Origin of the sequence: Acinetobacter wuhouensis, assembly GCF_001696605.3 — a bacterium.
In the GTDB taxonomy this organism is placed as follows: Bacteria; Pseudomonadota; Gammaproteobacteria; order Pseudomonadales; family Moraxellaceae; genus Acinetobacter; species Acinetobacter wuhouensis.
In genome coordinates this window covers 3584911-3610329 of sequence record NZ_CP031716.1, presented here as the reverse complement: position 1 = coordinate 3610329, position 25419 = coordinate 3584911, and the positions used below count along the sequence as shown (strand labels likewise).

The window sequence follows — 25419 nt, the reverse complement described above, 5'->3', positions numbered from 1 at the left end:
TTAAAACAACCTTGAATTGCTAAAATTATGTACACCAATAGTAAATCGATGTGGTGGGCAATCAGCTTACCGATCTTTGCCGTTTTAATCTGGTCAATGAATATTGCTGTAACACGCTATGTTTCGGATTATATTTCGCCTGTCAGCATTAGTTTTTATCGTTGGTTGGTGGCATTCGTTATTTTAACACCGTTTATGTTGCCAAAAGCGTGGCAGCAACGCCAACTCATTCAACAGCATTTTATGCAATTTGCTGTATTGAGTGCTTTTGGTATGGTGTTGTACCAAGGTTTAGCTTATAGCGCAGCGCACTATACGACAGCAACCAATATGGGGATTATCAACGCTTTTATACCTGTATTTACGATTTTTGTTTCAATCCTCATTCTTAGAGAAATTCCGAATCGTTTCGCTGTCGTCGGAAGTCTTTTGTCTTTCTTTGGGTTGCTTTACGTCATTAGTCGAGGAAGTTTCGCCAACCTTGCCCAATTGGGAGGGCATTGGGGCGACGTACTGATGGTGATGGCAGTGTTCTTTTATGCTTTTTATGGGGTATTCCTAAAAAAGTGGCAGTTAAAAGTTCCCTTGCTGATTAGTTTATATGTGCAAATTGCATTTAGCTTGGTCTATCACTTACCGTTTATTCTGTATTTCGGCTTGGATTCAATCAATCATGACAATGTTGCCAGTGTGCTTTATGCAGGTATTTTCCCATCGTTGATGGCACCTTTATTGTGGATGCTTGCTGTGCAATATCTTGGTCCTAACCGTACCAGTATTTTTATGAATTTGATGCCCGTGTTTACCGCGATCATTGCTTATTTTTGGTTACACGAAGATTGGACAGTTTCGCATACAATCGGTGGGGTAATTATTTTACTCGGAATTGCATTGGCGCAAAAAAAAGTCACTTAGTGTCAAAAATAGTACATAAGTCGAATAATTTTAGGTTGTTTTTGGTGGAAAAGTATGCAATTAAACTCAAATTTAAAATATTTTTAGCACTCAATTTATTCGAAAATAATCATCCAATTTATTTAAAAAGTTAAATACTAAAATAAATTGAATTACTTAATTTTATTGGTTGATCGAATTTTCTTTGTATCGCAGGTTTGAGGCTAAGTATGTGAAGATTAATGCATTTGTATTAAAAAAGTATTTGTAGCATAATCTTTCTATCGAGATTGATTAAGTTTTACTTAAACTAAAATCTCAATCAATTTGTCATACCCTCTGGATGTGGTTAAACGCATCCTTTTTTATGCTCAGCCAACCCTATATATGGCTGAGTTTTTTTTTGCTTTTTTATTGAAAATATTAAAATTTGTCATGTAATTTATATTGTAAAAGTAAAGTATTAAGCACGAATAATTGCACCTGTAGATGCATCAATAATTTTACTTGGCTCACGACTTAAACCTAAATCACCATTTAAATAATTGAGATCAGAACCAAAGTATTGGTTTGCCTCTTGTAATGATCGAGCAGGCTCTAAACCTGCGGGATTAGCACTGGTTGAAACAATGAATCCATTAAATGCATTACAAAGCGCGGTGCATAAAGGATGATTGGTGACACGGACAGCCACTTGAGGGTGGTCGCCTTTAATCCATGTAGGAATTTGGTCATCGGCAGGGAGTAACCATGTGGTGGCACGTTCTGTTTTTGAACGTTGAGTCCATGAATGAATGATTTGCTCACGAATGGTAGGATCGATATCAGTGAGCAAATGTTCAACTTGGGAAAGTTGTCCAGCCAATAAAATGACGCCTTTTTCGATTGGACGTTGTTTTAATTTTAAAATCTCTAAGAACGCTGTTTCATTATAAGGGTCACAGCCCAGACCCCATACTGCCTCTGTTGGATAAGCCAATACTTTACCTTGTTGAAGAACTTGAGCAGCTTCAGCAACTGAGGTTGTAATCATTGAGATTCACCTTGTCCATTATTTGAGTAAAGGACTATTGTGAACCTTAATGACTCGCTCGGCAACGTAAGTAACGTCCAAACTGCTGAATACACAGCCCTAAAAGTTCGAGTTCCATCAGATAACTGGTTAATTCTGCTGTATTTAATTGTGATTTTTCAACCAGTGAATCTAAATCTTGTCCAATCCAATCGAGAAGCTGATAAAGACTAAATAAATGTGCTGGAATTTCAGGTGATAGTCTGACTTCTGTACGCTTTTCAGTATTTTCAACATGTTGTTCGCAATGCCATTGTGTAGGTAAAGCGAGGTCTTCAACAATTTGTTCAGGGTGGTCGACCAGAATTGCGCCTTCACGGATCAGTTGATGACAGCCTTGATGATGTTCACCATAAATATGTCCAGGGATCGCGAAAATGATTTTACCTTGTTCTGCAGCAGTTTGCGCCGTGATCAGTGAGCCACTGCCCAATTGTGCTTCTGCAACCAGTACCCCTAAACTCAGCCCGCTGACGATACGATTGCGATAAGGGAAGTTTCGTTGAATGGGTTGGGTTTCAGGCAGATATTCAGTAATGACTGTGCCTGAGTTTTGCAAAATTTGTTCTTGTACATGCTTATTTTGACTTGGATAAATCAGATCTAAGCCTGTTCCAATCACAGCAATGGTTCGATGATTTTTTAAGCCACCCATATGGGCTGCTTCATCTATGCCTTGTGCTAAACCACTAGTGATAAAAAAGCCTTTTTCACTGAGATAATAGGCAAAATCATAAGCCACTTGTTTACCATGTGGGCTAGGTTTGCGACTGCCTACAATCGCGATTTGCGGTTGGCTTAAATTTTGGAAAGAACCTTTGCCAAATAATATTGGTGGATGATTGTCAAAAGCTAAGAGTTGTTGAGGGTAATGAGGATCTGTGTCTAATAGAATAAAATCAGTATGTTGTTTTATTTTATCAATACAAATTTGAAATTTAGCTTCGCCGTTTGAGCTTAAATACTCATTGGCTCGTTCAATATGACTTTTATGAATTTTTAGTTCAGACCATCTCGCTAAATTTTCAGCTTGAATTGCCTGTTGAATAGATCCGAAATAAGTTTCTAATTTCCGAAATGCGCTGAGTGAATGTTGAACCAAATACCACAGTTTGATGGTATTGAATTGATCATCGGGTATTTGATTCAACATATTCATATCACGCTATATAGAGATCATTTTTGACAAAACTCAGTTGTCAGAAATTGCAGGCGGTCGGATGTCCGCACCAACTTTAATCGGCAAACTGCTGTCTAAGATATAGGCATAGCTGAGGTGGTCAAAACTTTTGAAAATCATTAATGTACCAATATGTTGACCAGGTAATTTGATTGATTCTTTGGTTTTTGGATCGCGCACAGTTTCACCTTGTTGGTAAATACTAAATACCTGACCTGACTGAGCCCCTTGTAAGCTACCACGGTCAATGGTGACGACACTGTGTTGTGCTGCTGTGCCAATCGAACCTTGAACACGAACGACTTTGCCACCAGAAGTCACTTGATTGGTTGTTGTTGGGTAAAATAGGCTCGGTAATTCAGCATCATAACGTGGTAGAACATAATCACCTTTACGGACTTCAGCATTGTAGCTATCTGTCAGTTCGAGTGTGGTGACATCATTTTCAGACGCAGAAGCAACTGCAGAAGCAACTTCAGTTAATTCAAGCCCTGCGTTGAATTTCTTACCTTCCGCATTTACAAATGTATAAGGTTTACCTTCACGGTAAACACCATAGCGTTGTCCGACAACTAAACCATTACCACGTGCATAAACAGTTTGACCTGCACCTGTAATGACACGATTATCTGCAGCACCCACGGTATAAGGAATGTTTTGTAAAGATTCTGGATTGACCACAATACTGTGTTCTAACCAAGGTTTAATATCTGACAATGGAATGACTGAAATCGCATTATTGATCGATTCAACGCGTACTTGAGGTCGTAAAGATGCGCCACCTTGATGACGACGGATAATTCCTTCACAACCATCACCTTCATCGACCCCAATCAAAGGACGACCATCCAGCGTACAAAGCAATAATTTATCGCCAGGATAAATCCAATGTGGATTTTTTACATGCTTATTGCTTGCCCAAATTTCAGGCCAACGCCACGGTTTACTCAAAAATTTTCCTGAAATATCCCACAATGTGTCGCCACGCTTCACCACATAGACATTTGGCGCATTGGCTTTGAGCGCAGGTGGGTTAGTATTCGGGCTTGCATGTGTTGCTTCCATGTAAGTGAATCCTGCACTTAAACATAGTGTTACAGCAAGCAAGTGCTTCTTGAACCCCTTGGCATGAAAGTTCGTTATGCCAGATAAAACCTTTTTCATTATCATAATTCCTAAAATTATGTATCTATATGCGTTATAATACGCATATTACAGACATTTTTTTAATGAAGCACACTCTTCATTTAGTTTTAAGATCAATGGCATAGCAACAGAGGATTCAGTATGGCCTTATTACCTATTTTAAGTTTTCCTGATCCCCGTTTACGCACCATTGCAAAACCTGTCGATACAGTGACTGACGAAATTCGCCAATTAGCTGCCGACATGTTTGAAACCATGTATGAAGCACCAGGTATAGGTCTGGCTGCGACACAGGTCGATCATCATATTCAACTTATCGTGATGGATTTGTCTGAAAATAAAGATCAACCAATGGTGTTCATTAACCCCAAAGTAACGCCCCTTACAGAAGAAACATTACCTTATGAAGAAGGTTGCCTCTCTGTCCCACAAATATACGATAAAGTTGAGCGTCCGTCACGCGTAAAAATTGAAGCAATTAACCTTGAAGGCAAAGCTTTTGAGCTAGAAGCGGATGAACTTCTTGCTGTTTGTATCCAACATGAAATGGATCACTTAAATGGTAAGTTATTTGTCGATTATTTATCTCCTTTAAAACGCCAACGTGCGCGTGAAAAAGTCGAAAAAATTGTGCGTCAGCGTGAAAAGCAAAAAGTGCCCGCGAAGCGTTAATGTTCAGTTTTTGAATTCAGTTTTGAAATTTTAGTATTTAAAATTTTCTGTTGTTTACAAAGCCCAATTTCAATTGGGCTTTGTTATACTTGTCGCCGTAAAATGTTGAGATGAACGTTTTGTTGAGATTGGGTTTACTGCTGGGTTTTGCCGCAGTATTTTTACAGATTGCTGTATTTCTACAGCCTTTGCTACCGAAGCAATATCAAATTGCTCCGGTCTGTGAAACTATTTCTCAAGCTTTAACAGAAAGTCATTTCTATGAAAAGCATCAACAAAGTTCGCATCATCAACATCATTTAGCATCGCATGATTTTGTATTAGATAATTCTGTACCAAGTAATTCTGTAATACACGGTTCTGCGATGAATCAGCTTTCAGCTCATGCCGATCATCACGTTGAAACTTCTACAAGTTCTCATCACCATGACGCAGGTCATCAGTGCCAATACTGTACGGTGTATGGTAATTTGGTTTTACCGCCTGAACTTGAAGTCAAAGAAGTTTTAGATCGCATTCAAGTCCGTTTATTTGCATTTCAAAAAGCATTTCGCCATGTTTATTTTGTTCTGCAACGCCTATTTCTGCTCCCTCAAGGGCGAGCCCCACCACTTTTCGCTTAAATCACAACATGTTTTCTAGGGTCTTGACTGACTCCAGCCTTGTTTTAACCAGATTTAAGAGAAAGAAAATGTCTCAGCCTCAATTTTTTTTACAGCCTTTAGCGGCTGCGATTTGTATTGCTTGTTATTCATCAATTGCCTTTGCTCATGAGCAAGAGAACACAACGCAACTTGCCCCGATTGTAGTAACTGCACAACTGAATAATGATGCCAATGGTCTGATTATTCATGCAGATCCAAAACAGCCGATTCAACCTGTGCCTGCAACTGATGGCGCAGACTATTTACAAAGTATTGCAGGGTTTAACTCGATTAAAAGTGGTGGAACCAATGGTGATGTGACCTTCCGAGGTATGTTCGGTTCACGTATTAAAATTTTAACCGATGGTAGTGAAAATCTCGGTGCTTGCCCTGCACGTATGGATGCGCCAACTTCGTATATTCAACCTGAAAGTTTTGATCGTATTTCAGTGATTAAAGGACCTCAAACCGTTCAATATGCCAATACAGGCTCTGCTGCAACGGTTATTTTTGAACGAGAGAAGCCTCAATTAGAAGATAAACATTATCAAGGTCAAGCCAGTGTGTTAACGGGCTCATTTGGACGTCTGGATCATAATGTTGAAGCAACTGTTGGTGATAGCCAAAAATACATTCGTTTAAATGCCAATCGTTCAGAATCGAATAGTTATAAGGATGGTGATGGTCATTCTGTTCCATCTTCATGGGAGCGTTGGAATACAGATTTAGCACTGGGTTGGACACCGAATGAGGATACTTGGATTGAGCTGACGGGTGGTAAAGCCGATGGTGAAGCTGAATATGCAGGTCGTGAAATGGATGGCTCACAGTTTGCACGTGAAAGCTTAGGGCTACGTTTTGAAAAGAAAAACATCACCAATGTGATTAAAAAAATCGAAGGGCAGGTGAACTATAGTTATAACGATCACGTGATGGATAACTTTAGTTTACGTACACCTGAAATAAAACATGATCATATGACTCATGAAATGTATTTAGATAAATCTTCTATGCAAGTGACACGTCGTACTTTAAACACACGTCTTGTGATGACTTCGGAATGGGATAAACTCAGCCTGATTACAGGTGTGGATACCCAGCAGAATCACCATGCAGGTGCTATGACATCTCGTATGATGGATATGCCTTTATCCACTAATATGAAGTTTCATTCATACGGTGCATTTGGAGAACTTGCTTACCAATTTAATGATACCTATAAATTGGTGACAGGCGGGCGTATTGATCAAGTCAAAATTGATGCACTCAAACTCAATGATGAACGTAAAGAAACACTTCCGAGTGGATTTATTCGTTTGGAGAATCAACATCCTGAACATAATGCCAAATCTTATATTGGTTTGGGTTATGTAGAGCGTGTACCTGATTATTGGGAGTTATTCAGTACAGCTCATGGTAATACGGGAATGCCTATGCCAGCTTTTAATGATTTAAAAAATGAAAAGACTTTGCAGTTGGATCTAGGTTATCAGCATGAACATGGTGCATTCAGCTCATGGGTATCGGCATACGCAGGCTTGGTCAATGATTATATTTTGATGAGTTATCATAATCATCCAACTTCAGGTGGACATGATCATGGTTCATCATTTAGTGCTGGTGCTAAAAATGTCGACGCAACCATTGCAGGTGCTGAAGCAGGTGTGGGCTATCAATTTACTAATACGATTCAAGCAGATCTAAGTGCAATGTATGCTTGGGGTGAAAATACAGATACGAATAAGCCATTACCGCAAATTGCACCCTTAGAGGCTCGTTTGAATGTACGTTATGTACAAGATAAATATTCATTGGGAATGTTGGTTCGTACTGTGGCAAAGCAGGATCGTATTAGCCTAAATCAAGGTAATATCGTCGGCTACGACATGGGTGAGAGTGCGGGTTTTACCACCTTGGCGCTGAATGCTTCATATAATATTCAGAAAGATTTAAATCTTGCGGTCGGTGTGGATAATGTTTTGGATAAAACCTATACCGAACATTTGAATAAGGCAGGCAGTTCAGGCTTCGGCTTTGCTTCGAATGAGCAATTTAACAATACAGGACGTAATTATTGGGCGCGTCTGAGCATGAAATTTTAATTCATTGAAATATTTTAAATTTGAGGACTTTATATGAGTAATGACAGCAATAAACTCTCCCCTGAAAAATCATTTTGGGGATGGCCACTCTTGGTTGTTGCGATTATTTTAAGCTGTATTTTTATGGGAATTTTCTATTTGGCAATAGAGAATGAACCAGATTACATGCCGAGTAAGCAACAGAAATCAGCTCAGCAACATGATATGTCACAAATGAATCAAGAAATGAAGCATGACAATATAGCGCATGAAGGTATGAGTCACGCTTCGATGAGCCAAGAGGATATGGCAAAGATGGATCATATGAATGCTTCAGCCTCTGAGCCAATGCATGGTCATCATCAATAAATTTTAAAAGTTAGATCAGTGAAGAATAAGGAAGCGAACATGCTTCCTTATTCTTTAATTTTGAAAAGGCTACTGATGCATACTTGCCAATTGCTTTCCAGCATTTTGATAAAGTTCTAGGCTGTATTCCTGTTCTGCACGACCATGTTTTTGTAAATAACGATCCAAAACACCAATATGCTTTGCACCATTATATAGAACGGTGTTCTTCGCCATGAGATAGAATGGATACCAAGCGAGGGTGCGTGGTTTTAACCCCAATTTTTTCATCTTTTTGGGACCAATAAAGAGTTGAGTGACATCTAAATGATTTTGATAAGCTTTTTTCTGTAAAAAGGTATTGAAATGTTTGTATTGACGTTCAAAAGGTTCTTTGGATAGTCCTTTTGCCAAAACCCGACTACTTTCATCAACCTTTGGATGTGCAAAATCCAACCATTGCATCCATTTCCATGCTTCTGATTCTTTATCAACGAGCCATTTATCATCGATGCCCATAAGCCAACCCGCATATTTCCAAAAATGCATAATGGCTTCGGATTCCGCTTTGCTTGGGAAAATACCAATTGCACGAACTCCAATCAATAATACAGCACTAAATGCAATATTGGTCATGGCTTGATCGTATTGATTGATTGGCTCACCCCAAACTTCTCGATCCCAATCTTTAGATTTATTCAGTTGATAACGGACTAAGGAATGAATGAAACGGACATAAATTGTTGATGTAAAACCATCATTAAAACGAGAGAAACTATTGGGTTTATTGATATCTAACCACCATTTATGTGTTTCAGCCAGACGCTTCCCTGCATATTTGCTCAGTGCACCCGTCGCAATCAAAGGCTGATTGAAGCCAGGATATTGATAACCCGTCATTAATGCCAAATCACGAAGAATATAAGTTCCATTAGCGCCTAGTCGGTGCGTAAATTGAATGGCTGTCTCAATTTTAACAGGGTCAAACCACATTGGTTTCTTTTCAACTAGATTAAAAAACTCAGTGAGGACAGGCTCTTCTTGAGGCAATTTGTCGATACCTTGATAAAGTGCTGTTTCAAATAACTTACGGTTTTGGCGAGGATTGGTCATGACCCATTGCATGACTTTATCCATCGGAACATCACCTGTTTGTAATGCCGCATTTAAGGAAATGTATTCTTCATAACTGGGTTGAGCTTGCTGATTTGTCAAATAATTAAAAATTTTAAATTTAATATTATTTCGTGACATTTTTTCAAAAGGTGCTAAACGCGTCGGTTTAATTAAAGTTTGCATTTCTCGTTTGACCTGTTTATTGTTTAATCAAACTCTAATATGAATAATTATTCGCATTCAATTCGCATTTGAATGAGGGCGCATGATGAGAAAAAAACCACAACAACAACGCGCAAAAATGATTGTTGAAAGCATTCTTGAAGCGACTCAAATATGTATTGCTGAACATGGATTGCTCAATGTGACTACACCTAAAATTGCAGAAAAATCAGGTGTCAGTGTTGGTTCGATTTATCAATATTTTGGTAATAAAGAAGAAATCATTCAGGAGCTTTTGCGCCGTAAGAGTGAGCAACTGGGTTTGGCGCTCAAGCAGATTGCGATTAGCCAAGAAGATTTAACGATTAGAGAAATTATTCCACTTAGTATTCAATTCGGTTTTGACATGATGAAAGCCGATGACGGCTTCTTTATAGAAGTGTTGAAACATTGGCATGGTTATAACAATTCAGATGCTTCCAAAATTTTAGAAAAACATTTTTATGAAGTCGGTTTATACGTATTTAGTCGGTTTTTTAAAGATTGGAGTTTTGAGACACTTAAGAACAAATCTTTTGTCATCATCAATAGCACTTTATTTACTATGATGCGTTATGTCAGTAACAATAATTTTCTGATTTCAGAACAACAATTGAAAAAAGAACTAACCACGATGATTTTGGCTTATTTAGAGACTGATTCAAAACTGTAAAAGTCTTAGATGAGCTATAACTTAAATCGACCTATGACTTTAAATAGGCAGTAAAGAACTCTTATAGACATTCCTTTAAAATATTGAAGTTAGTAGTGTGATTGTTCCTTGTAGAGAGTAAATAACAGGAAAACATATAGTCATGTTCTATTGATTTGAAACTTGTTGCGGTGAATACGCTGCATAACACGGTTGTATTTTTAAGCAAAAAAGTAAAATTTTGAATAAAAAAGGCAGATTTTGCAGAATAAATAAACAGACAGAGCAGTTTTTTAAAAATAAATTCCAAAAGGGGTTGTGTCTGCTCTGAAATGCTGTAGAATGCACATCCATCGGCGGTGATGAAGATTAAAACTTCTGATAAAACAGTGACTTAGTTAAGATTGATTGAGTTGGGTTTTAGAAAGAAAGTTTAAAATAATTTGAATTACTGGTTGACTTTGAAGAGATTCAGAGTAATATAGCCGACCTAGCTTGATGCTGACGAAGCATTGAGAAGATCATTAAGAGAATATGAAGAACAACTTGTGTGGATTTTTACTGATTGATTGATCGAAATATTATCATTGATTGATTGGTTTAAATTACTCGAAGTTTATTTGAGAGAATTTGTCAGTAATTGATGAGCCAGAATTGTGACCTTAAGTCACTAATGATTTTAACTGAAGAGTTTGATCATGGCTCAGATTGAACGCTGGCGGCAGGCTTAACACATGCAAGTCGAGCGGGGGAAGTTGCTTCGGTAACTGACCTAGCGGCGGACGGGTGAGTAATACTTAGGAATCTGCCTATTAGTGGGGGACAACGTTTCGAAAGGAACGCTAATACCGCATACGTCCTACGGGAGAAAGCAGGGGATCACTTGTGACCTTGCGCTAATAGATGAGCCTAAGTCGGATTAGCTAGTTGGTGGGGTAAAGGCCTACCAAGGCGACGATCTGTAGCGGGTCTGAGAGGATGATCCGCCACACTGGGACTGAGACACGGCCCAGACTCCTACGGGAGGCAGCAGTGGGGAATATTGGACAATGGGGGGAACCCTGATCCAGCCATGCCGCGTGTGTGAAGAAGGCCTTATGGTTGTAAAGCACTTTAAGCGAGGAGGAGGAGCTCTTGGTTAATACCCAAGATGCTTGGACGTTACTCGCAGAATAAGCACCGGCTAACTCTGTGCCAGCAGCCGCGGTAATACAGAGGGTGCGAGCGTTAATCGGATTTACTGGGCGTAAAGCGTGCGTAGGCGGCTTTTTAAGTCGGATGTGAAATCCCCGAGCTTAACTTGGGAATTGCATTCGATACTGGGAAGCTAGAGTATGGGAGAGGATGGTAGAATTCCAGGTGTAGCGGTGAAATGCGTAGAGATCTGGAGGAATACCGATGGCGAAGGCAGCCATCTGGCCTAATACTGACGCTGAGGTACGAAAGCATGGGGAGCAAACAGGATTAGATACCCTGGTAGTCCATGCCGTAAACGATGTCTACTAGCCGTTGGGGCCTTTGAGGCTTTAGTGGCGCAGCTAACGCGATAAGTAGACCGCCTGGGGAGTACGGTCGCAAGACTAAAACTCAAATGAATTGACGGGGGCCCGCACAAGCGGTGGAGCATGTGGTTTAATTCGATGCAACGCGAAGAACCTTACCTGGTCTTGACATAGTAGAAACTTTCCAGAGATGGATTGGTGCCTTCGGGAATCTACATACAGGTGCTGCATGGCTGTCGTCAGCTCGTGTCGTGAGATGTTGGGTTAAGTCCCGCAACGAGCGCAACCCTTTTCCTTATTTGCCAGCACTTCGGGTGGGAACTTTAAGGATACTGCCAGTGACAAACTGGAGGAAGGCGGGGACGACGTCAAGTCATCATGGCCCTTACGACCAGGGCTACACACGTGCTACAATGGTCGGTACAAAGGGTTGCTACACAGCGATGTGATGCTAATCTCAAAAAGCCGATCGTAGTCCGGATTGGAGTCTGCAACTCGACTCCATGAAGTCGGAATCGCTAGTAATCGCGGATCAGAATGCCGCGGTGAATACGTTCCCGGGCCTTGTACACACCGCCCGTCACACCATGGGAGTTTGTTGCACCAGAAGTAGGTAGTCTAACCGTAAGGAGGACGCTTACCACGGTGTGGCCGATGACTGGGGTGAAGTCGTAACAAGGTAGCCGTAGGGGAACCTGCGGCTGGATCACCTCCTTAACGAAAGATTGACGATTGGTAAGAATCCACAACAAGTTGTTCTTCATTGATGTATCTGAGGGTCTGTAGCTCAGTTGGTTAGAGCACACGCTTGATAAGCGTGGGGTCACAAGTTCAAGTCTTGTCAGACCCACCATTCTGACTAACGAAATATTTGAATGAGAGTTTAAATATAGAATACAGAAAATTAGATATATTGGTCTTAAGCTGGGGACTTAGCTTAGTTGGTAGAGCGCCTGCTTTGCACGCAGGAGGTCAGGAGTTCGACTCTCCTAGTCTCCACCAAATTTTAAGAATAGAAAAGCAACGCTTTTCCTTAAAATTTAAGCAAAAAGCTATGCTTTGCGCAGGCTTTAATCGAACGAAGTCCTAGATTATAGAAATTAATAAGAAGTCGGCGTATTATACGCGTCTTGTTAACTTCTGTGATTTATCACAGTTTACTACGCATCGACGAGATGGTAGTTAATCATTAACAGAATATATTTGAGTTGAAATAAATTGTTCATACTCATTTCAATTAAACATAAGAATATGACACGCAAGTGACATGTTTGAATGATTAAGAGAAATTGAGTTACTAGCGATTAAACTGAATCAAGCGTTTTGGTATATGAATTTAGATTGAAGCTGTACGGTGCTTAGGTGCACAGTACTTCAAACTGTAATGTTGATTGTTCTACTTGTAGGAACAAGCGACTGTTTGGGGTTGTATAGTCAAGTAATTAAGTGCATGTGGTGGATGCCTTGGCAGTCAGAGGCGATGAAAGACGTAATAGCCTGCGATAAGCTTCGGGGAGGCGGCAAATATCCTGTGATCCGGAGATTTCTGAATGGGGGAACCCACTTATCATAAGATAGGTATCGTAACATGAATACATAGTGTTACGAGGCAAACGAGGGGAAGTGAAACATCTCAGTACCCTTAGGAAAAGAAATCAATTGAGATTCCCTCAGTAGCGGCGAGCGAACGGGGATCAGCCCATTAAGTTATATGTGTTTTAGCGGAAAGCTCTGGGAAGTGCTACCGTAGAGGGTGATAGTCCCGTACACGAAAGGGCACATATAATGATGACGAGTAGGGCGAGGCACGTGAAACCTTGTCTGAATATGGGGGGACCATCCTCCAAGGCTAAATACTCCTGACTGACCGATAGTGAACCAGTACCGTGAGGGAAAGGCGAAAAGAACCCCTGTGAGGGGAGTGAAATAGATCCTGAAACCGCATGCATACAAGCAGTGGGAGCCGACTTGTTCGGTGACTGCGTACCTTTTGTATAATGGGTCAGCGACTTATATTCAGTAGCAAGGTTAACCGTATAGGGGAGCCGTAGAGAAATCGAGTCTTAATAGGGCGCATAGTTGCTGGGTATAGACCCGAAACCGGGTGATCTATCCATGAGCAGGTTGAAGGTTGGGTAACACTAACTGGAGGACCGAACCCACTGTCGTTGAAAAGCCAGGGGATGACTTGTGGATAGGGGTGAAAGGCTAATCAAACTCGGTGATAGCTGGTTCTCCCCGAAAGCTATTTAGGTAGCGCCTCGGACGAATACCATTGGGGGTAGAGCACTGTTTCGGCTAGGGGGTCATCCCGACTTACCAAACCGATGCAAACTCCGAATACCAATGAGTACTATCCGGGAGACAGACTGCGGGTGCTAACGTCCGTAGTCAAGAGGAAAACAATCCAGACCGCCAGCTAAGGTCCCAAAATCTATATTAAGTGGGAAACGATGTGGGAAGGCATAGACAGCTAGGAGGTTGGCTTAGAAGCAGCCACCCTTTAAAGAAAGCGTAATAGCTCACTAGTCGAGTCGGCCTGCGCGGAAGATGTAACGGGGCTAAAATATAGTACCGAAGCTGCGGATTTACACGTAAGTGTAAGTGGTAGGGGAGCGTTCTGTAAGCCGATGAAGGTGTGTTGAGAAGCATGCTGGAGGTATCAGAAGTGCGAATGCTGACGTGAGTAACGACAAAACGGGTGAAAAACCCGTTCGCTGAAAGACCAAGGGTTCCAGTCCAACGTTAATCGGGGCTGGGTGAGTCGACCCCTAAGGCGAGGCCGAGAGGCGTAGTCGATGGGAAATTGGTTAATATTCCAATACTTCTGTGTAATGCGATGAGAGGACGGAGAAGGTTAAGTCAGCCTGGCGTTGGTTGTCCAGGTGAAAGGTAGTAGGCATGCATCTTAGGCAAATCCGGGGTGCTCTATGCTGAGAACTGATAGCAAGCTAGTTTACTAGCGAAGTGGCTGATACCATACTTCCAAGAAAAGTCTCTAAGCTTCAGTTACACAGGAATCGTACCCGAAACCGACACAGGTGGTCAGGTCGAGTAGACCAAAGCGCTTGAGAGAACTCTGCTGAAGGAACTAGGCAAAATGGTACCGTAACTTCGGGAGAAGGTACGCTGTTGTTGGTGATGGAACTTGCTTCCTGAGCTGACGACAGCCACAGAAACCAGGCCCCTGCAACTGTTTATTAAAAACATAGCACTCTGCAAACACGAAAGTGGACGTATAGGGTGTGATGCCTGCCCGGTGCTGGAAGGTTAATTGATGGGGTTAGCGTAAGCGAAGCTCTTGATCGAAGCCCCAGTAAACGGCGGCCGTAACTATAACGGTCCTAAGGTAGCGAAATTCCTTGTCGGGTAAGTTCCGACCTGCACGAATGGCATAATGATGGGGGCGCTGTCTCCAGCAGAGGCTCAGTGAAATCGAAATCGCCGTGAAGATGCGGTGTACCCGCGGCTAGACGGAAAGACCCCGTGAACCTTTACTGCAGCTTGACATTGAACTTTGATCTTACTTGTGTAGGATAGGTGGGAGGCTTTGAAGTGGCGACGCTAGTTGCCATGGAGCCGTCCTTGAAATACCACCCTGGTAATATTGAGGTTCTAACTCTGTCCCGTTATCCGGGACGAGGACCATGTCTGGTGGGTAGTTTGACTGGGGCGGTCTCCTCCTAAAGAGTAACGGAGGAGTACGAAGGTGCGCTCAGCGTGGTCGGAAATCACGCGTAGAGTATAAAGGCAAAAGCGCGCTTAACTGCGAGACCCACAAGTCGAGCAGGTACGAAAGTAGGTCTTAGTGATCCGGTGGTTCTGTATGGAAGGGCCATCGCTCAACGGATAAAAGGTACTCTGGGGATAACAGGCTGATACCGCCCAAGAGTTCATATCGACGGCGGTGTTTGGCACCTCGATGTCGGCTCATCTCATCCTGGGGCTGAAGCAGGTCCCAAGGGTATGGCTGTTCGCCATTTAAAGAGGTACGCGAGCTGGGTTTAGAACGTCGTGAGACAGTTCGGTCCCTATCTACCGTGGGCGTTGGAAATTTGAGAGGATCTGCTCCTAGTACGAGAGGACCAGAGTGGACGAACCTCTGGTGTACCGGTTGTGACGCCAGTCGCATCGCCGGGTAGCTATGTTCGGAAGGGATAACCGCTGAAAGCATCTAAGCGGGAAGCCTACCTCAAGATAAGATTTCCCTAGGACTTTATGTCCTCTAAAGAGCCGTTGAAGACTACGACGTTGATAGGTTGGATGTGGAAGCATGGTGACATGTGAAGCTGACCAATACTAATTGCTCGTGAGGCTTGACTATACAACACCCAAACAGTTGTGTTGTATGCATCAATCGATTCAAAACCAAACAATCAGTAATGATTGACCTTGATTTAGTTCAAAAGCTAGATACAATTACCAACTCAAATTATTCTGTTAATAACTCATTTGACCAAAGCTAGGCACACACTGTAAATACAGTTAAATAAGACCAAGTGATTAATCATAAACAGTTTGCTGGCGACAATAGCAAGAGTGAACCACCTGATCCCTTCCCGAACTCAGAAGTGAAACCTCTTAGCGCTGATGGTAGTGTGGGGTTACCCATGTGAGAGTAAGTCATCGCCAGCTTTTAAATTTAAAACACCCCAATCTCTAGCGAGATCGGGGTGTTTTTTATTGGGTGAAAAATATATGAAGGCTATTCTTTGCTAAAAGAATTCAAATATCATATATTTACACGAGCTAGAAGAAGATGATGAATAACAGAAATGAAGTTGATAGAGCAAATTGCAGAAGTTCTCAAAGATGTAAAAAAAGAAATGCATGTTGATGATATTGCGACTGTATTGGTAAAGAAATATCCGCATATCCAAATTCCGTTTGAACAATTGCCACAAAAAATTTCAAGTGTATTATCAGCTGATATTCTCAAAAATAAGACGAAATCGAATTTTAGTAAACCAAAGAATAAAAACGGAGGTGCAAAAAGAGGAATTTATAAAATAAAGACGCCGAGAAATATTCTTCGTCAAGAAATAGTTGTACCACAACAACCTAAAGTTAATGCACTTTACACTGGCAAAGCTGGTGAATTTGCAGTGATGTCTGAATTACTCTTTTTCGGGTTTAATGCATCATATATGGCAGTTGATGATGGGATAGATATTATTGCAAGTAAGGATAATAAATACTTTCATATACAAGTAAAGACTGCCAATTTATCTGAAAATAACAAATATGTTTTTACATTAAATCAGCGGGCTTTTGATTCAAAAGATTCATCTTCTACTTTCTATATTCTTGTGATGAGAACATTCACAGGTACTGCATATATAAATAATTTTTTAATTTTTCCAAATAATGAGATTCGTAGACTACTGGATGCTGGTGTAATTGCAAAATCAGAAAAACTTTCGTTTAGAATTGAGAAAGATAAAGAGGGTAAATTCCTTTTGAATACGAACGAAAATGTTACACGGGCGTTGAATAGATTTGGAATTATTGTCTAAATAAAAGAAAACCCCATCATCCTGACAGGGGTTTCTTCATAAGATATATTCCTAATCCATGCTGACATTCACATAGAAAAGAAACAGTTAATAACACTCAATGTTTTAATGTGGTAATGTCAGAGATTAAAAAATATGAAAATTAAAGACTAGCTCCTTTTATTCGATCATGTTCCTTAATATGCATTTAAGCGAAATGCAAAGTTTTCTCCAAATAACTGAGCAGTTTTAATATCGCCAATATCAAAAGCATCTGCCGCACTGGCATGTTCGGCTTGTGCCATAAGACCAGACCATGACCCGAGCCGATTGGCTGCTTGCGTATACGGAACACCTTGATGTTGCTCAGGTAAAATAGGGTTGCCGATCCATACCATACCGTGTTGCATCGAAAAGGTGAAAAGTGAAATCAGGGTCGATTGCTTATCCCCAGCAGGTAATGAGGAAACAGTAAATCCTGCGGCTAATTTTCCTTTAAATGCCTGCTTCTTCCATAATGGACCTGTGGCATCCATGAGTTGTTTAAAAGTGCCAGAGACACCACCGAGATAGGTTGGAGTACCCCAAATTAGTCCATCATATTGACAGAGTAATTCAGGTTGAGACATCAACTGTTCAGCGGTGAATAAATCAATTTTAATCTGTTCGACTTGTGCTGCGCCAAGTTGAATTTGTTGGGCGATAAATTGGATATGACCTTGGCGGCTATGATAAATAATGGCAATAGATTTCATGGTTTGACTCCTTATAGAAATAGTGCAAGTAATTGGGCGCTGAGATATAAACCACCGCCAAAGATACTGTGATTGATCAGACTTCGTAGAATGTTGTGCAAAGGCTGTGCAGTTTTAGCAGAAGCAATTCCTGAGCCCATGGCGGGCTGCATGATCAGAAAAGGCATCAGAACCGTGATAAGACCAAAACAAAAGGCAGAATAGAATTGAGGCTGTAATAACCATGCGTTACCTACAATTAAAATAAAGCCAAATGCGAAGAGGATACCGACGCTGTAATGCGCTAGCCAACCCAATGCATATTCACGTCGAATGCTTGGACTTTGGGCAATTGATGTATGGGTGAATTTACCTTTAAATATCCAACCGACCCAACGACCCAGCAGAGCAAAATTGAGTGTGGGAAGATTGAATTTTTTTAAGATAAAAAGCCATATATCCATGATCAGTGTTGCACCGATACCCATGCACAGGATTTGAAACAGCAATTCCGCAGTTTTCATTTTTCACCTTGATCTTTTCTGTATAAAACGCGATAAAGATAGTGTGCAAATTAAAGTCAACTTGAAGTCAAGAGGTATTTATGGATATTGGAGAGGTGGCTAAACGGGCAAATGTGGCGACATCGACCTTACGCTTTTATGAAGAAAAGGGCTTAATTAAATCTATTGGTCGTCATGGGTTACGCCGACAATATGGCAAGCAAGTTTTAGATCAATTGGCACTGATTGCTTTGGGACGAGCGGCAGGTTTTTCCTTAACTGAAATTGCGCAGATGTTTAGCCAAGATGGTCAGCCTGAATTGGATCGAAAAATGTTAAATCAGAAAGCCGAGCAACTGGAACAGATGACTCGGCGCTTACATTTCATCAGTGAAGGACTGAGACATGCTGCCGTATGCCCCGCAGAAAATCATATGCAATGTCCAACCTTTCAAAAGTATTTAAAAGCAGCGATTGCGGGTGAATATCAACCGACTAAACTTGAGTAATACTGATTCGATGAGTGTTATTTTCATTCAGATCACAACGCATTGCGTTACATTGTTATTTTTTCCGCCATGAAGTCTTCATTTTAGTGCAGTAAAAGCGTCATCAAAACTTGTTAAATTTGCGTAAATTTTTATCAAATGTATAAGACCATGAACAAGAAAATTTTATTGGCTTTATTCTGCTGTAGTGCTTTAGGTTTAACCGCCTGTAATGATGAAGATGACTTCTCATTTGAATCATCGGTTTCAGTGCCTACGTTGGTGTCATTTGCCAAGCTTGATGTTGAAACCTATGCCGCAGGACCGAATTCAGGTGCAGCAGTGAAAGGAGCAAATGGTATTTTCCCTCCATTTAAGGGGCAGCCTGTACAAGGTTTTTCAGGCGCTTTGAAAAATGGTGACGGAACGTATATGGTGATGGCGGACAATGGTTTTGGTGCACAAGAAAATTCAGCAGATTTTCTATTACGCATCTATCAAATCAAACCTGATTTTCGTACCAAATCAACAGGTTCAGCAAAAGTTCAAGTGATGAGTTTTATTCAGTTACGCGATCCAAATAAGCTAGTTCCCTTTGATATTACCAATAAAAATACTTCAGATCGTTTATTAACAGGTGCAGATTTTGATCCTGAGTCGATTCAACGAACTGCAGATGGAACGTATTGGATTGGAGATGAATTTGGTCCTTATTTACTTCATTTTGATAAAGATGGTGTATTAATTGACGCACCTATTTCGCTTCCAAATCCGTTTAAAGTCGGTACAGAATTGCGTTCTCCACAAAATCAATTGAATAAAGCCAATGTAAATTATGTAGAACCTTTAACGCTACAAAGTGGTGGTTTTGAGGGGATGGCTTTGTCAAAAGATGGTCAGTATTTATATCCGCTTTTAGAAAAACCTTTGAAAGGTTCAGTACGGCGTCAGTTATTAATTTCACAGTTTGATGTGAAGAAAAAAGCGTATACAGGCAAATATTATTTGTTCGATTTAAATGAAAAAGCGACCTCGATTGGTGATTTTCAATTATTTGATCATGAATCAGGTGTGATCATTGAGCGTGATGATTCAGAAAATAAGTTAGAGGGTTATAAGAAGTTGATTCAAATTAAATTGGGTGAATCGGGTAAAGCTGTTCAACGTGCCGAATTGGTTGATTTAATGAAGATCGCGAACCCAAATAATTTATATGGTACTGCTCGCGATGGTGACATTGGTACGGGTACAAACTTCGCATTCCCATTTTTTACCATTGAAGATGTGATTATTGAGAATAAAAATACCTTAACGGTATTGAATGATAATAACTTCCCTGGATCATCTGGGCGAAATGCGAAAAAAGCAGATGATAATGAAATTATTCAGATTAAATTGCCGAAGGCATTATTTTAGTATGTATATACTCTGAATGATATTATTGATAAGAAGCCAGTCATATGACTGGCTTCTTTAGATCTATTTTGTCGTTTTATTTTAAGCTAAACAATCTTGTTTCGATACTTGATCTGGGCAACCCAATGGGTTTAAAGCACATTTTAAGTCTTCTATTTGATCTTGGCTGACATAGCCTTTAGATTTTAAATATTCAGCAACGCGGTCGTCACGTAAGCTTAAGAATGCGGCATCATATACACCGAGATCAACAAATAATGCAGCAGTTTCAAGGCTGTTAAAGCGATCTAAGAATACGTCATTACCATACATTAAAAAGACGTGATCATAATTAGCTTGTGAATTTACACTTAGACGGTGCGCTAAAGTTGTAGGTGATGTTTTAATAAACAGTAAATCAGAAAGCTCATCAAATTGAGTCATATCTAAGCTATTATTTCCCAGTTTAACTTTACCCAGCCAAGCTTTGAATACAAGTACTGCGCCACCACGCAGCAACATGCTCCACACTTGATGACGAACTTCATCATTTAAGCATTCACATTCATCTTCTAAGCGTTGAACCAGTTTTTCTTCTTGTTGCGCTAATTTATCAAATAAGCCCAAACCTTGTGGGTGGAATGCAACAGGTGCAAAAACATCAAATTTCAAGTCTTCAAAAACTTGTAAAGCCAATGGAACAGCAGCTTGATAAAGTGTGTTTAAGGCTTGGATTTGTGTGTTTTGCAGTTTGCTGTGTTTAAAAATATCTTGCCAATCGATTTCAGGCAGGATTGCATTTGCACCATATTGACGGTGGAATTGTTGAGCTTGATGCCCATTTGAAACTTCTGAAATATTCATGGCAAAAATCCTATTTAAATTCATTTAATACGCAAATGTTGCTTCCCTGAACAAGCGCGTGCTTTTGTGTTGTGATAATTTTCGATTTATATGGGTTGCAATAGGAATAAGACTAAAGTTGTATTCGGGGTTAAGATGATATTTTTGTTTATAAAAATCAGCAGCATATTTAATTGTAACTAATTATACAAGTGTATATTTACTATTTTGGTTGAAATTGCCATAGAAAATAAAGCTTTGAAATTTTTGGTCAATGATTCTGATTATTTTCTTACTGTTTTTGAATGCTTTTGCATAAAGTTTAAAATAAATTGCTATTTCACTTAAAAATAGTGAAACAAAAACCTCTATCCATCAGCTGGATAGAGGTTATAAATGTATCAAAATATGAAATTGATACAGCTGCCTAGTTAAAATTTACTGAGAAATTTTTAGACCAGATAACCATGAGCGTAACGAAGCTGGCTTCAATGGTTTCTTTAACAACACAATATTCAAATCTTTGACACGTTGTGGCAGTTCAGGATCTGAGTCTGCCGTGATCAATGCGGAAGGTACATTTTCCTGACGATGTTCAATGATAAAATCTAAGCCGATTTTGCCATGATTCAAGTGTTGATCAACGAGCCAGACTTGGATATTTTCTTTCTGAATCAGCTCCAAAGCTTGTTCAGGTTCTGTGGCTTTAAAGACTTGATACCCCCACTTGGTCAGCAATGTAGACATACCTTCCAAAATGGTTTCATCATTATCTAAGCACAAGATTTTATAGGCTTTTGATTTGAGCGGAACTGCTTGTACAGGCGTGGCTACGACTTTCGGTGCATCAACAATCGGTACATCGATCATGAAGCATGAGCCTTTGCCTTGTGTAGAGTAAACATGCACAGGGTAATCAAGTAGGCTGGTCATACGTTGTACGATGGCTAAACCTAAGCCTAAACCTTGCTCACCCCAAGGTGAGGTATGTCCACAACGTTCAAACTCTTGGAATAGTTTAATACGTTGTTCTTCTGCGATACCTGGACCCGTATCCCAAACGCCGATACGAATATGATTTGGGCGGTTAGAAGCGCGAAGTACACCAACCACGACACGACCACGTGCAGTATAGCGTAGGGCATTACTAACAAAGTTTTGAATAATACGACGAATCCATTGTGGATCGGTATCAATCCAGAATTTTGCATCATGGACACTAAATTGAATGTCACGTTGTGCGGCAATGGATTTAAATTGCAATTCTAAATCGTTGAGTAAGTCATGCAGTGGATAAGCTTGACGCTTTGGTTGGATTGAACCACCTTCTAAACGTGCAATATCCAAAAGGGCAGAAAGCATGCTTTCTGCGCCATGCAATGCCCGATCCAGTTGTTGTAAGGTTTTACGGTCTTCATCAGACTGAATACTTTGCTCTAACGCAGTGCTGAACAAGCGTGCTGCATGCATAGGTTGTAAAAGATCGTGGCTGGCTGCTGCGATAAACCGACTTTTTGACATATTGGCTTTATCGGCTTGCTCACGAGCCAATTGCTGTTCTGTCAATGCATCTGCAAGCTGTTGGGTACGATCAGAAACACGTGCTTCAAGTACCGCTTCATTTTCACGGAACGCTGTAATATCCGCAAAGGTTGTAACAAAACCACCGCCTTCAATCGGATTGCCACGCATTTGGATAACGCGACCATCTTTACGAATCCGTTCAAATTCGTGCGCACTACCGACTTTCATCCAGTGAATCCGTTTGCGAACGTGTTCTTCGACTGAACCTGGACCACATTCACCACGTTCAGCGTTATAACGAATCAAATCTGCAATTGGACAACCGACATAAACTAAATCTTTTGGATAATCAAAAAGTTTAAGGTATTGATTATTCCACGCGACCAAGCACATATTCTCATCGACTACGCTGACGCCTTGGGTCATGTGGTCAATCATGGTCATGATCAGGTTTTGGTTAAAGCGTTGCCATTGTGAGGCTTGGTCAAGAATATTCGCCACTTGCCCCAGTGCTAAACCATTATTCACCATGGCTGTAGTCAGCAGGGTACGGGCTGATGCTGCACCAATCGTACCTGCCAAATACTGCTCAGTAAAACGCCACCACATCCCGTTTGCACTGCTATTCTCATTCATGACCACATTGTTCATGATACAAAATTGGCGGAATGCATGGGTCGTTGGACCTTCACCTGTAATACGTTTGGCAAGTGCGATTAAGTCGCCAACTTTAAGTTTTGCAACATCATGGTGTAAATAATTGATGTCTGTTGAGGTACTTTGTGCAGGAAGAGGTTTAGTTTCATAGTAGAAAAAGCTCTCTGCCTGAATTTGTTCTGCAATACTTGGGCGATAAATTCTAGATACCCAAATGTAAAGCATAATATTTAAGCCCAATGCCCAAATCACACCGTGGGTCAATGGTGCAAAAGACTCAAAACCAAATAAGGCTTCAGGTCTTAACCATGTAATCCCTAAAGGCCCAAACATTAAAAACTGATGAGCGAAGTCCCCATATTCAGTCGGTAAACTACGCAAAATCGTCGGTAAGAGTAAGGTATAAGACCATAGAATAAAGCCGACCACCAAGCCTGCGTAAACACCTTGGCGACTACCACCACGCCAATATAATCCGCCAATCAATGCAGGAGAGAATTGTGCAACAGCACTAAATGCCAATAAGCCAAAAGTTGATAACTGGTCAATATCATTAAAAAAATGGAAGAATAAAAAGCCTAACAACATCACCGCTAAAATACATACACGACGGGTGAATTTGAGTACTTGCGGGAGGCGTTTATCATGGCGTGACAGAATGCCAAATCTCCACAAAGCAGGCATGATTAAATCGTTACTGAGCATGATTGATAATGCTACAGATGAAACCAAGAGCATTCCTGTAGATGCTGAAAAACCACCTAGAAAAGCCAGTAAAGACAACCAGTCTTGGTTATAACTGATTGGTAAAGATAGCACTGCAACATCGGGAATAGTCAAATATTTTGGTGCAGCGTGTAGCGCCCAGCTGGCAATTGGAATAATCGCAATGATGGTTAAAATTAAATAAGCTGCGAACCAACGACGTGCGCCACGAATGTGCTTTTCATCGCGTAATTCAACGACTGCTACGTGGAATTGGCGAGGTAAACAGATAATTGCCAATGCGGCTAAAAGCGTTTGAACCCAAAAGGTTTCAGGGACACCAAACAATTGCACTTCGTGGAAAGTCTTTTGCACATCATGCGAAATCTGGACGATGTTTTCAGGGGCTTCAAATATAAAAAAGAATGCAACACAGAGTAGGGCAAAGAGTTTCACAAAAGATTCAAATGCTACAGCTAACATTAAACCGCCATGTTGTTCTGTATTGGCAATTTGTCGTGTCCCAAACATCATGGCCAAAATTGCTAAAACTGCAGTTAAACCGAGAACCCCATTCGTTGTCGTAGAGAGCACTTGAGTGTTGTGATCCAGCATGACGGAAGCACTGAGTGCAATGGCACGCAGTTGTAGCGCGAGATACGGAATAATTGCGACTACAGCAAGAATGGTCACTAAAGATGCCAGTGTCCCGCTTTTACCATAACGTGCAGCGACAAAGTCAGCGATAGAAGAGATTGCATGATGCTGACGAACTCGTCCTAAACGACGCCAAATATCGTAACCAAGCCAAACAAATAATAGTGGCCCTAAATAGATGGGTAAGAAAATAATCCCTTCACGAACCGCTGCACCCGTTGCACCATAAAATGTCCAAGATGAGCAATAAACCCCCAATGTTAGACTAAAGAGTAACATCCTGCCGCGCGTGCTTAATCGACTCGCATGCTTCTCTCCAAAGAAGGCGCAAACGAAGAGAATGAGGATGTAAAGGGCGAGAACCCCTATAATTAACCAACTGCTCATAAGGACTACGATGTAAAAATCTCGTTCTATAATACTCTATCTATGAACTGACTCGTTCATTTCGATCAAAATTTAACGACCAAAGTCTAAGTTACGAGAACCCCACAATCTTGTTAATTTTGACCATGTAAAAAAATGATTAAAAAGAAGCAACCAGGATACTGGTCGCTTAACAAGGAGCATGGTTATGGATGAGAGACAAGTAGACGCGATTCTACAAAATCCAAAATTCAAAGAAATGGTTGCTAAGAAAAGTAAATTGAGCTGGACACTTACGGCAATTATGTTGTTTGTTTATGTTGGATTTATGCTTTTAGTTGGCTACAACAAAGAGTTTTTATTATCTAAAGTATCGGAAGGTGGTGTCACCACTTGGGGAATTCCTTTAGGTCTGAGCATTATTGTTTTATCTTTTCTTTTATGTGGCGTGTATTCATATATCGCCAACAATTCTTTGGATCAATTGACTGAAGAAGCAATGAAAGAAGTAGAAGAAATTGCTCATGAAAAAGGACTGCACTAA

Annotated in this window: 18 protein-coding genes, 2 tRNA genes and 3 rRNA genes; 15 read left to right on the top strand and 8 right to left on the bottom strand. The window is 40.7% G+C overall.

Annotation, left to right across the window (positions count from 1 at the left end; translation table 11 throughout):
• The first annotated feature begins 27 nt into the window (after positions 1–27).
• Positions 28–915, top strand: a complete 888-nt coding sequence (locus BEN71_RS17910) for a DMT family transporter (protein ID WP_068975658.1) — start codon at positions 28–30, stop codon at positions 913–915.
• 442 nt (positions 916–1357) lie between these two features.
• Here BEN71_RS17910 and BEN71_RS17905 read toward each other — a convergent pair whose 3' ends face one another.
• From BEN71_RS17905 to BEN71_RS17895, 3 genes are read right to left on the bottom strand one after another with little or no spacing between them, the layout of a single operon-like run.
• Positions 1358–1927 carry an L-threonylcarbamoyladenylate synthase gene (locus BEN71_RS17905; RefSeq protein ID WP_068975659.1) on the bottom strand — a complete coding sequence of 190 codons (570 nt, stop codon included), beginning with the start codon at positions 1925–1927 and terminating at the stop codon, positions 1358–1360.
• A 46-nt stretch (positions 1928–1973) separates the two neighbouring features.
• The gene (dprA, locus tag BEN71_RS17900) at positions 1974–3119 is read right to left on the bottom strand and encodes a DNA-processing protein DprA (protein WP_068975660.1); all 1146 of its coding nucleotides are present in this window, start codon (positions 3117–3119) and stop codon (positions 1974–1976) included.
• A gap of 39 nt (positions 3120–3158) precedes the next feature.
• Positions 3159–4310, bottom strand: coding sequence for a LysM peptidoglycan-binding domain-containing protein (locus BEN71_RS17895; RefSeq protein ID WP_068975661.1), 1152 nt, complete (start codon positions 4308–4310; stop codon positions 3159–3161).
• 123 nt (positions 4311–4433) lie between these two features.
• Here BEN71_RS17895 and def point away from each other — a divergent pair, with 123 nt between their 5' ends.
• The 4 genes from def (at position 4434) to BEN71_RS19560 (ending at position 8058) form a co-directional block, all read left to right on the top strand.
• Entirely contained in the window at positions 4434–4964 is a 531-nt protein-coding gene (gene def / locus BEN71_RS17890; protein ID WP_068975662.1) for a peptide deformylase, read from the top strand.
• A 110-nt stretch (positions 4965–5074) separates the two neighbouring features.
• A complete protein-coding gene (locus BEN71_RS17885) occupies positions 5075–5587 on the top strand; it encodes a DUF2946 family protein (protein ID WP_068975663.1) in 513 nt (170 codons plus the stop codon).
• Between the two features lie 68 nt (positions 5588–5655).
• Complete coding sequence (locus BEN71_RS17880) at positions 5656–7710, top strand: TonB-dependent copper receptor (protein ID WP_068975664.1); 2055 nt, start codon at positions 5656–5658, stop codon at positions 7708–7710.
• Between the two features lie 33 nt (positions 7711–7743).
• Positions 7744–8058, top strand: a complete 315-nt coding sequence (locus BEN71_RS19560; protein ID WP_068975665.1) for a hypothetical protein — start codon at positions 7744–7746, stop codon at positions 8056–8058.
• Between the two features lie 69 nt (positions 8059–8127).
• Here the strand turns inward: BEN71_RS19560 and BEN71_RS17870 are convergent, their stop codons facing one another.
• Positions 8128–9336: an oxygenase MpaB family protein gene (locus BEN71_RS17870; RefSeq protein ID WP_068975666.1), complete on the bottom strand. Its 1209-nt coding sequence runs from the start codon at positions 9334–9336 to the stop codon at positions 8128–8130.
• An 85-nt stretch (positions 9337–9421) separates the two neighbouring features.
• Here BEN71_RS17870 and BEN71_RS17865 point away from each other — a divergent pair, with 85 nt between their 5' ends.
• The 7 genes from BEN71_RS17865 to BEN71_RS17830 all read left to right on the top strand — a co-directional run bounded on the left by BEN71_RS17865 (position 9422) and on the right by BEN71_RS17830 (position 17024).
• The gene (locus BEN71_RS17865) at positions 9422–10027 is read left to right on the top strand and encodes a TetR/AcrR family transcriptional regulator (protein ID WP_068975667.1); all 606 of its coding nucleotides are present in this window, start codon (positions 9422–9424) and stop codon (positions 10025–10027) included.
• Between the two features lie 659 nt (positions 10028–10686).
• Positions 10687–12225 (top strand): 16S ribosomal RNA (locus BEN71_RS17855).
• Positions 12226–12284: 59 nt separating this feature from the next.
• A tRNA-Ile gene (locus tag BEN71_RS17850) sits at positions 12285–12361 on the top strand.
• Between the two features lie 73 nt (positions 12362–12434).
• Positions 12435–12510, top strand: a tRNA-Ala gene (locus BEN71_RS17845).
• 430 nt (positions 12511–12940) lie between these two features.
• Positions 12941–15832, top strand: a 23S ribosomal RNA gene (locus BEN71_RS17840).
• A 196-nt stretch (positions 15833–16028) separates the two neighbouring features.
• A 5S ribosomal RNA gene (gene rrf / locus BEN71_RS17835) occupies positions 16029–16143 on the top strand.
• Together the 16S, 23S and 5S rRNA genes with 2 tRNA genes alongside form the textbook arrangement of a ribosomal RNA operon.
• A gap of 140 nt (positions 16144–16283) precedes the next feature.
• Positions 16284–17024, top strand: a complete 741-nt coding sequence (locus BEN71_RS17830) for a hypothetical protein (RefSeq protein WP_068974962.1) — start codon at positions 16284–16286, stop codon at positions 17022–17024.
• A 176-nt stretch (positions 17025–17200) separates the two neighbouring features.
• On the opposite strand, the gene BEN71_RS17825 is transcribed toward BEN71_RS17830, so the two are convergent.
• Together BEN71_RS17825 and BEN71_RS17820 are read right to left on the bottom strand one after the other, a co-directional pair.
• Entirely contained in the window at positions 17201–17758 is a 558-nt protein-coding gene (locus tag BEN71_RS17825; protein WP_068974963.1) for a flavodoxin family protein, read from the bottom strand.
• Between the two features lie 11 nt (positions 17759–17769).
• The gene (locus BEN71_RS17820; protein ID WP_068974964.1) at positions 17770–18261 is read right to left on the bottom strand and encodes a DUF2938 domain-containing protein; all 492 of its coding nucleotides are present in this window, start codon (positions 18259–18261) and stop codon (positions 17770–17772) included.
• A gap of 80 nt (positions 18262–18341) precedes the next feature.
• On the opposite strand from BEN71_RS17820, the gene BEN71_RS17815 reads away from it, so the two are divergent.
• On the top strand, positions 18342–18749 hold the full coding sequence (locus BEN71_RS17815) for a helix-turn-helix domain-containing protein (protein ID WP_068974965.1): 408 nt from the start codon (positions 18342–18344) through the stop codon (positions 18747–18749).
• A 150-nt stretch (positions 18750–18899) separates the two neighbouring features.
• Positions 18900–20144 (top strand): esterase-like activity of phytase family protein, encoded by a 1245-nt coding sequence (locus BEN71_RS17810; RefSeq protein WP_068974966.1) that lies wholly within the window; start codon positions 18900–18902, stop codon positions 20142–20144.
• 81 nt (positions 20145–20225) lie between these two features.
• On the opposite strand, the gene BEN71_RS17805 is transcribed toward BEN71_RS17810, so the two are convergent.
• Positions 20226–20987, bottom strand: a complete 762-nt coding sequence (locus tag BEN71_RS17805) for a hypothetical protein (protein WP_068974967.1) — start codon at positions 20985–20987, stop codon at positions 20226–20228.
• 417 nt (positions 20988–21404) lie between these two features.
• Positions 21405–24896 carry a hybrid sensor histidine kinase/response regulator gene (locus BEN71_RS17800; RefSeq protein WP_068974968.1) on the bottom strand — a complete coding sequence of 1164 codons (3492 nt, stop codon included), beginning with the start codon at positions 24894–24896 and terminating at the stop codon, positions 21405–21407.
• A gap of 187 nt (positions 24897–25083) precedes the next feature.
• On the opposite strand from BEN71_RS17800, the gene BEN71_RS17795 reads away from it, so the two are divergent.
• On the top strand, positions 25084–25419 hold the full coding sequence (locus tag BEN71_RS17795; RefSeq protein ID WP_068974969.1) for a DUF485 domain-containing protein: 336 nt from the start codon (positions 25084–25086) through the stop codon (positions 25417–25419).

Coding starts and splice junctions, on each gene's coding strand:
- BEN71_RS17910 (WP_068975658.1), top strand. CDS start 28: ATGTACACCAATAGTAAATCGATGTGGTGGGCAATCAGCTTACCGATC.
- BEN71_RS17905 (WP_068975659.1), bottom strand. CDS start 1,927: ATGATTACAACCTCAGTTGCTGAAGCTGCTCAAGTTCTTCAACAAGGT.
- dprA (WP_068975660.1), bottom strand. CDS start 3,119: ATGTTGAATCAAATACCCGATGATCAATTCAATACCATCAAACTGTGG.
- BEN71_RS17895 (WP_068975661.1), bottom strand. CDS start 4,310: ATGAAAAAGGTTTTATCTGGCATAACGAACTTTCATGCCAAGGGGTTC.
- def (WP_068975662.1), top strand. CDS start 4,434: ATGGCCTTATTACCTATTTTAAGTTTTCCTGATCCCCGTTTACGCACC.
- BEN71_RS17885 (WP_068975663.1), top strand. CDS start 5,075: ATGAACGTTTTGTTGAGATTGGGTTTACTGCTGGGTTTTGCCGCAGTA.
- BEN71_RS17880 (WP_068975664.1), top strand. CDS start 5,656: ATGTCTCAGCCTCAATTTTTTTTACAGCCTTTAGCGGCTGCGATTTGT.
- BEN71_RS19560 (WP_068975665.1), top strand. CDS start 7,744: ATGAGTAATGACAGCAATAAACTCTCCCCTGAAAAATCATTTTGGGGA.
- BEN71_RS17870 (WP_068975666.1), bottom strand. CDS start 9,336: ATGCAAACTTTAATTAAACCGACGCGTTTAGCACCTTTTGAAAAAATG.
- BEN71_RS17865 (WP_068975667.1), top strand. CDS start 9,422: ATGAGAAAAAAACCACAACAACAACGCGCAAAAATGATTGTTGAAAGC.
- BEN71_RS17830 (WP_068974962.1), top strand. CDS start 16,284: ATGAAGTTGATAGAGCAAATTGCAGAAGTTCTCAAAGATGTAAAAAAA.
- BEN71_RS17825 (WP_068974963.1), bottom strand. CDS start 17,758: ATGAAATCTATTGCCATTATTTATCATAGCCGCCAAGGTCATATCCAA.
- BEN71_RS17820 (WP_068974964.1), bottom strand. CDS start 18,261: ATGAAAACTGCGGAATTGCTGTTTCAAATCCTGTGCATGGGTATCGGT.
- BEN71_RS17815 (WP_068974965.1), top strand. CDS start 18,342: ATGGATATTGGAGAGGTGGCTAAACGGGCAAATGTGGCGACATCGACC.
- BEN71_RS17810 (WP_068974966.1), top strand. CDS start 18,900: ATGAACAAGAAAATTTTATTGGCTTTATTCTGCTGTAGTGCTTTAGGT.
- BEN71_RS17805 (WP_068974967.1), bottom strand. CDS start 20,987: ATGAATATTTCAGAAGTTTCAAATGGGCATCAAGCTCAACAATTCCAC.
- BEN71_RS17800 (WP_068974968.1), bottom strand. CDS start 24,896: ATGAGCAGTTGGTTAATTATAGGGGTTCTCGCCCTTTACATCCTCATT.
- BEN71_RS17795 (WP_068974969.1), top strand. CDS start 25,084: ATGGATGAGAGACAAGTAGACGCGATTCTACAAAATCCAAAATTCAAA.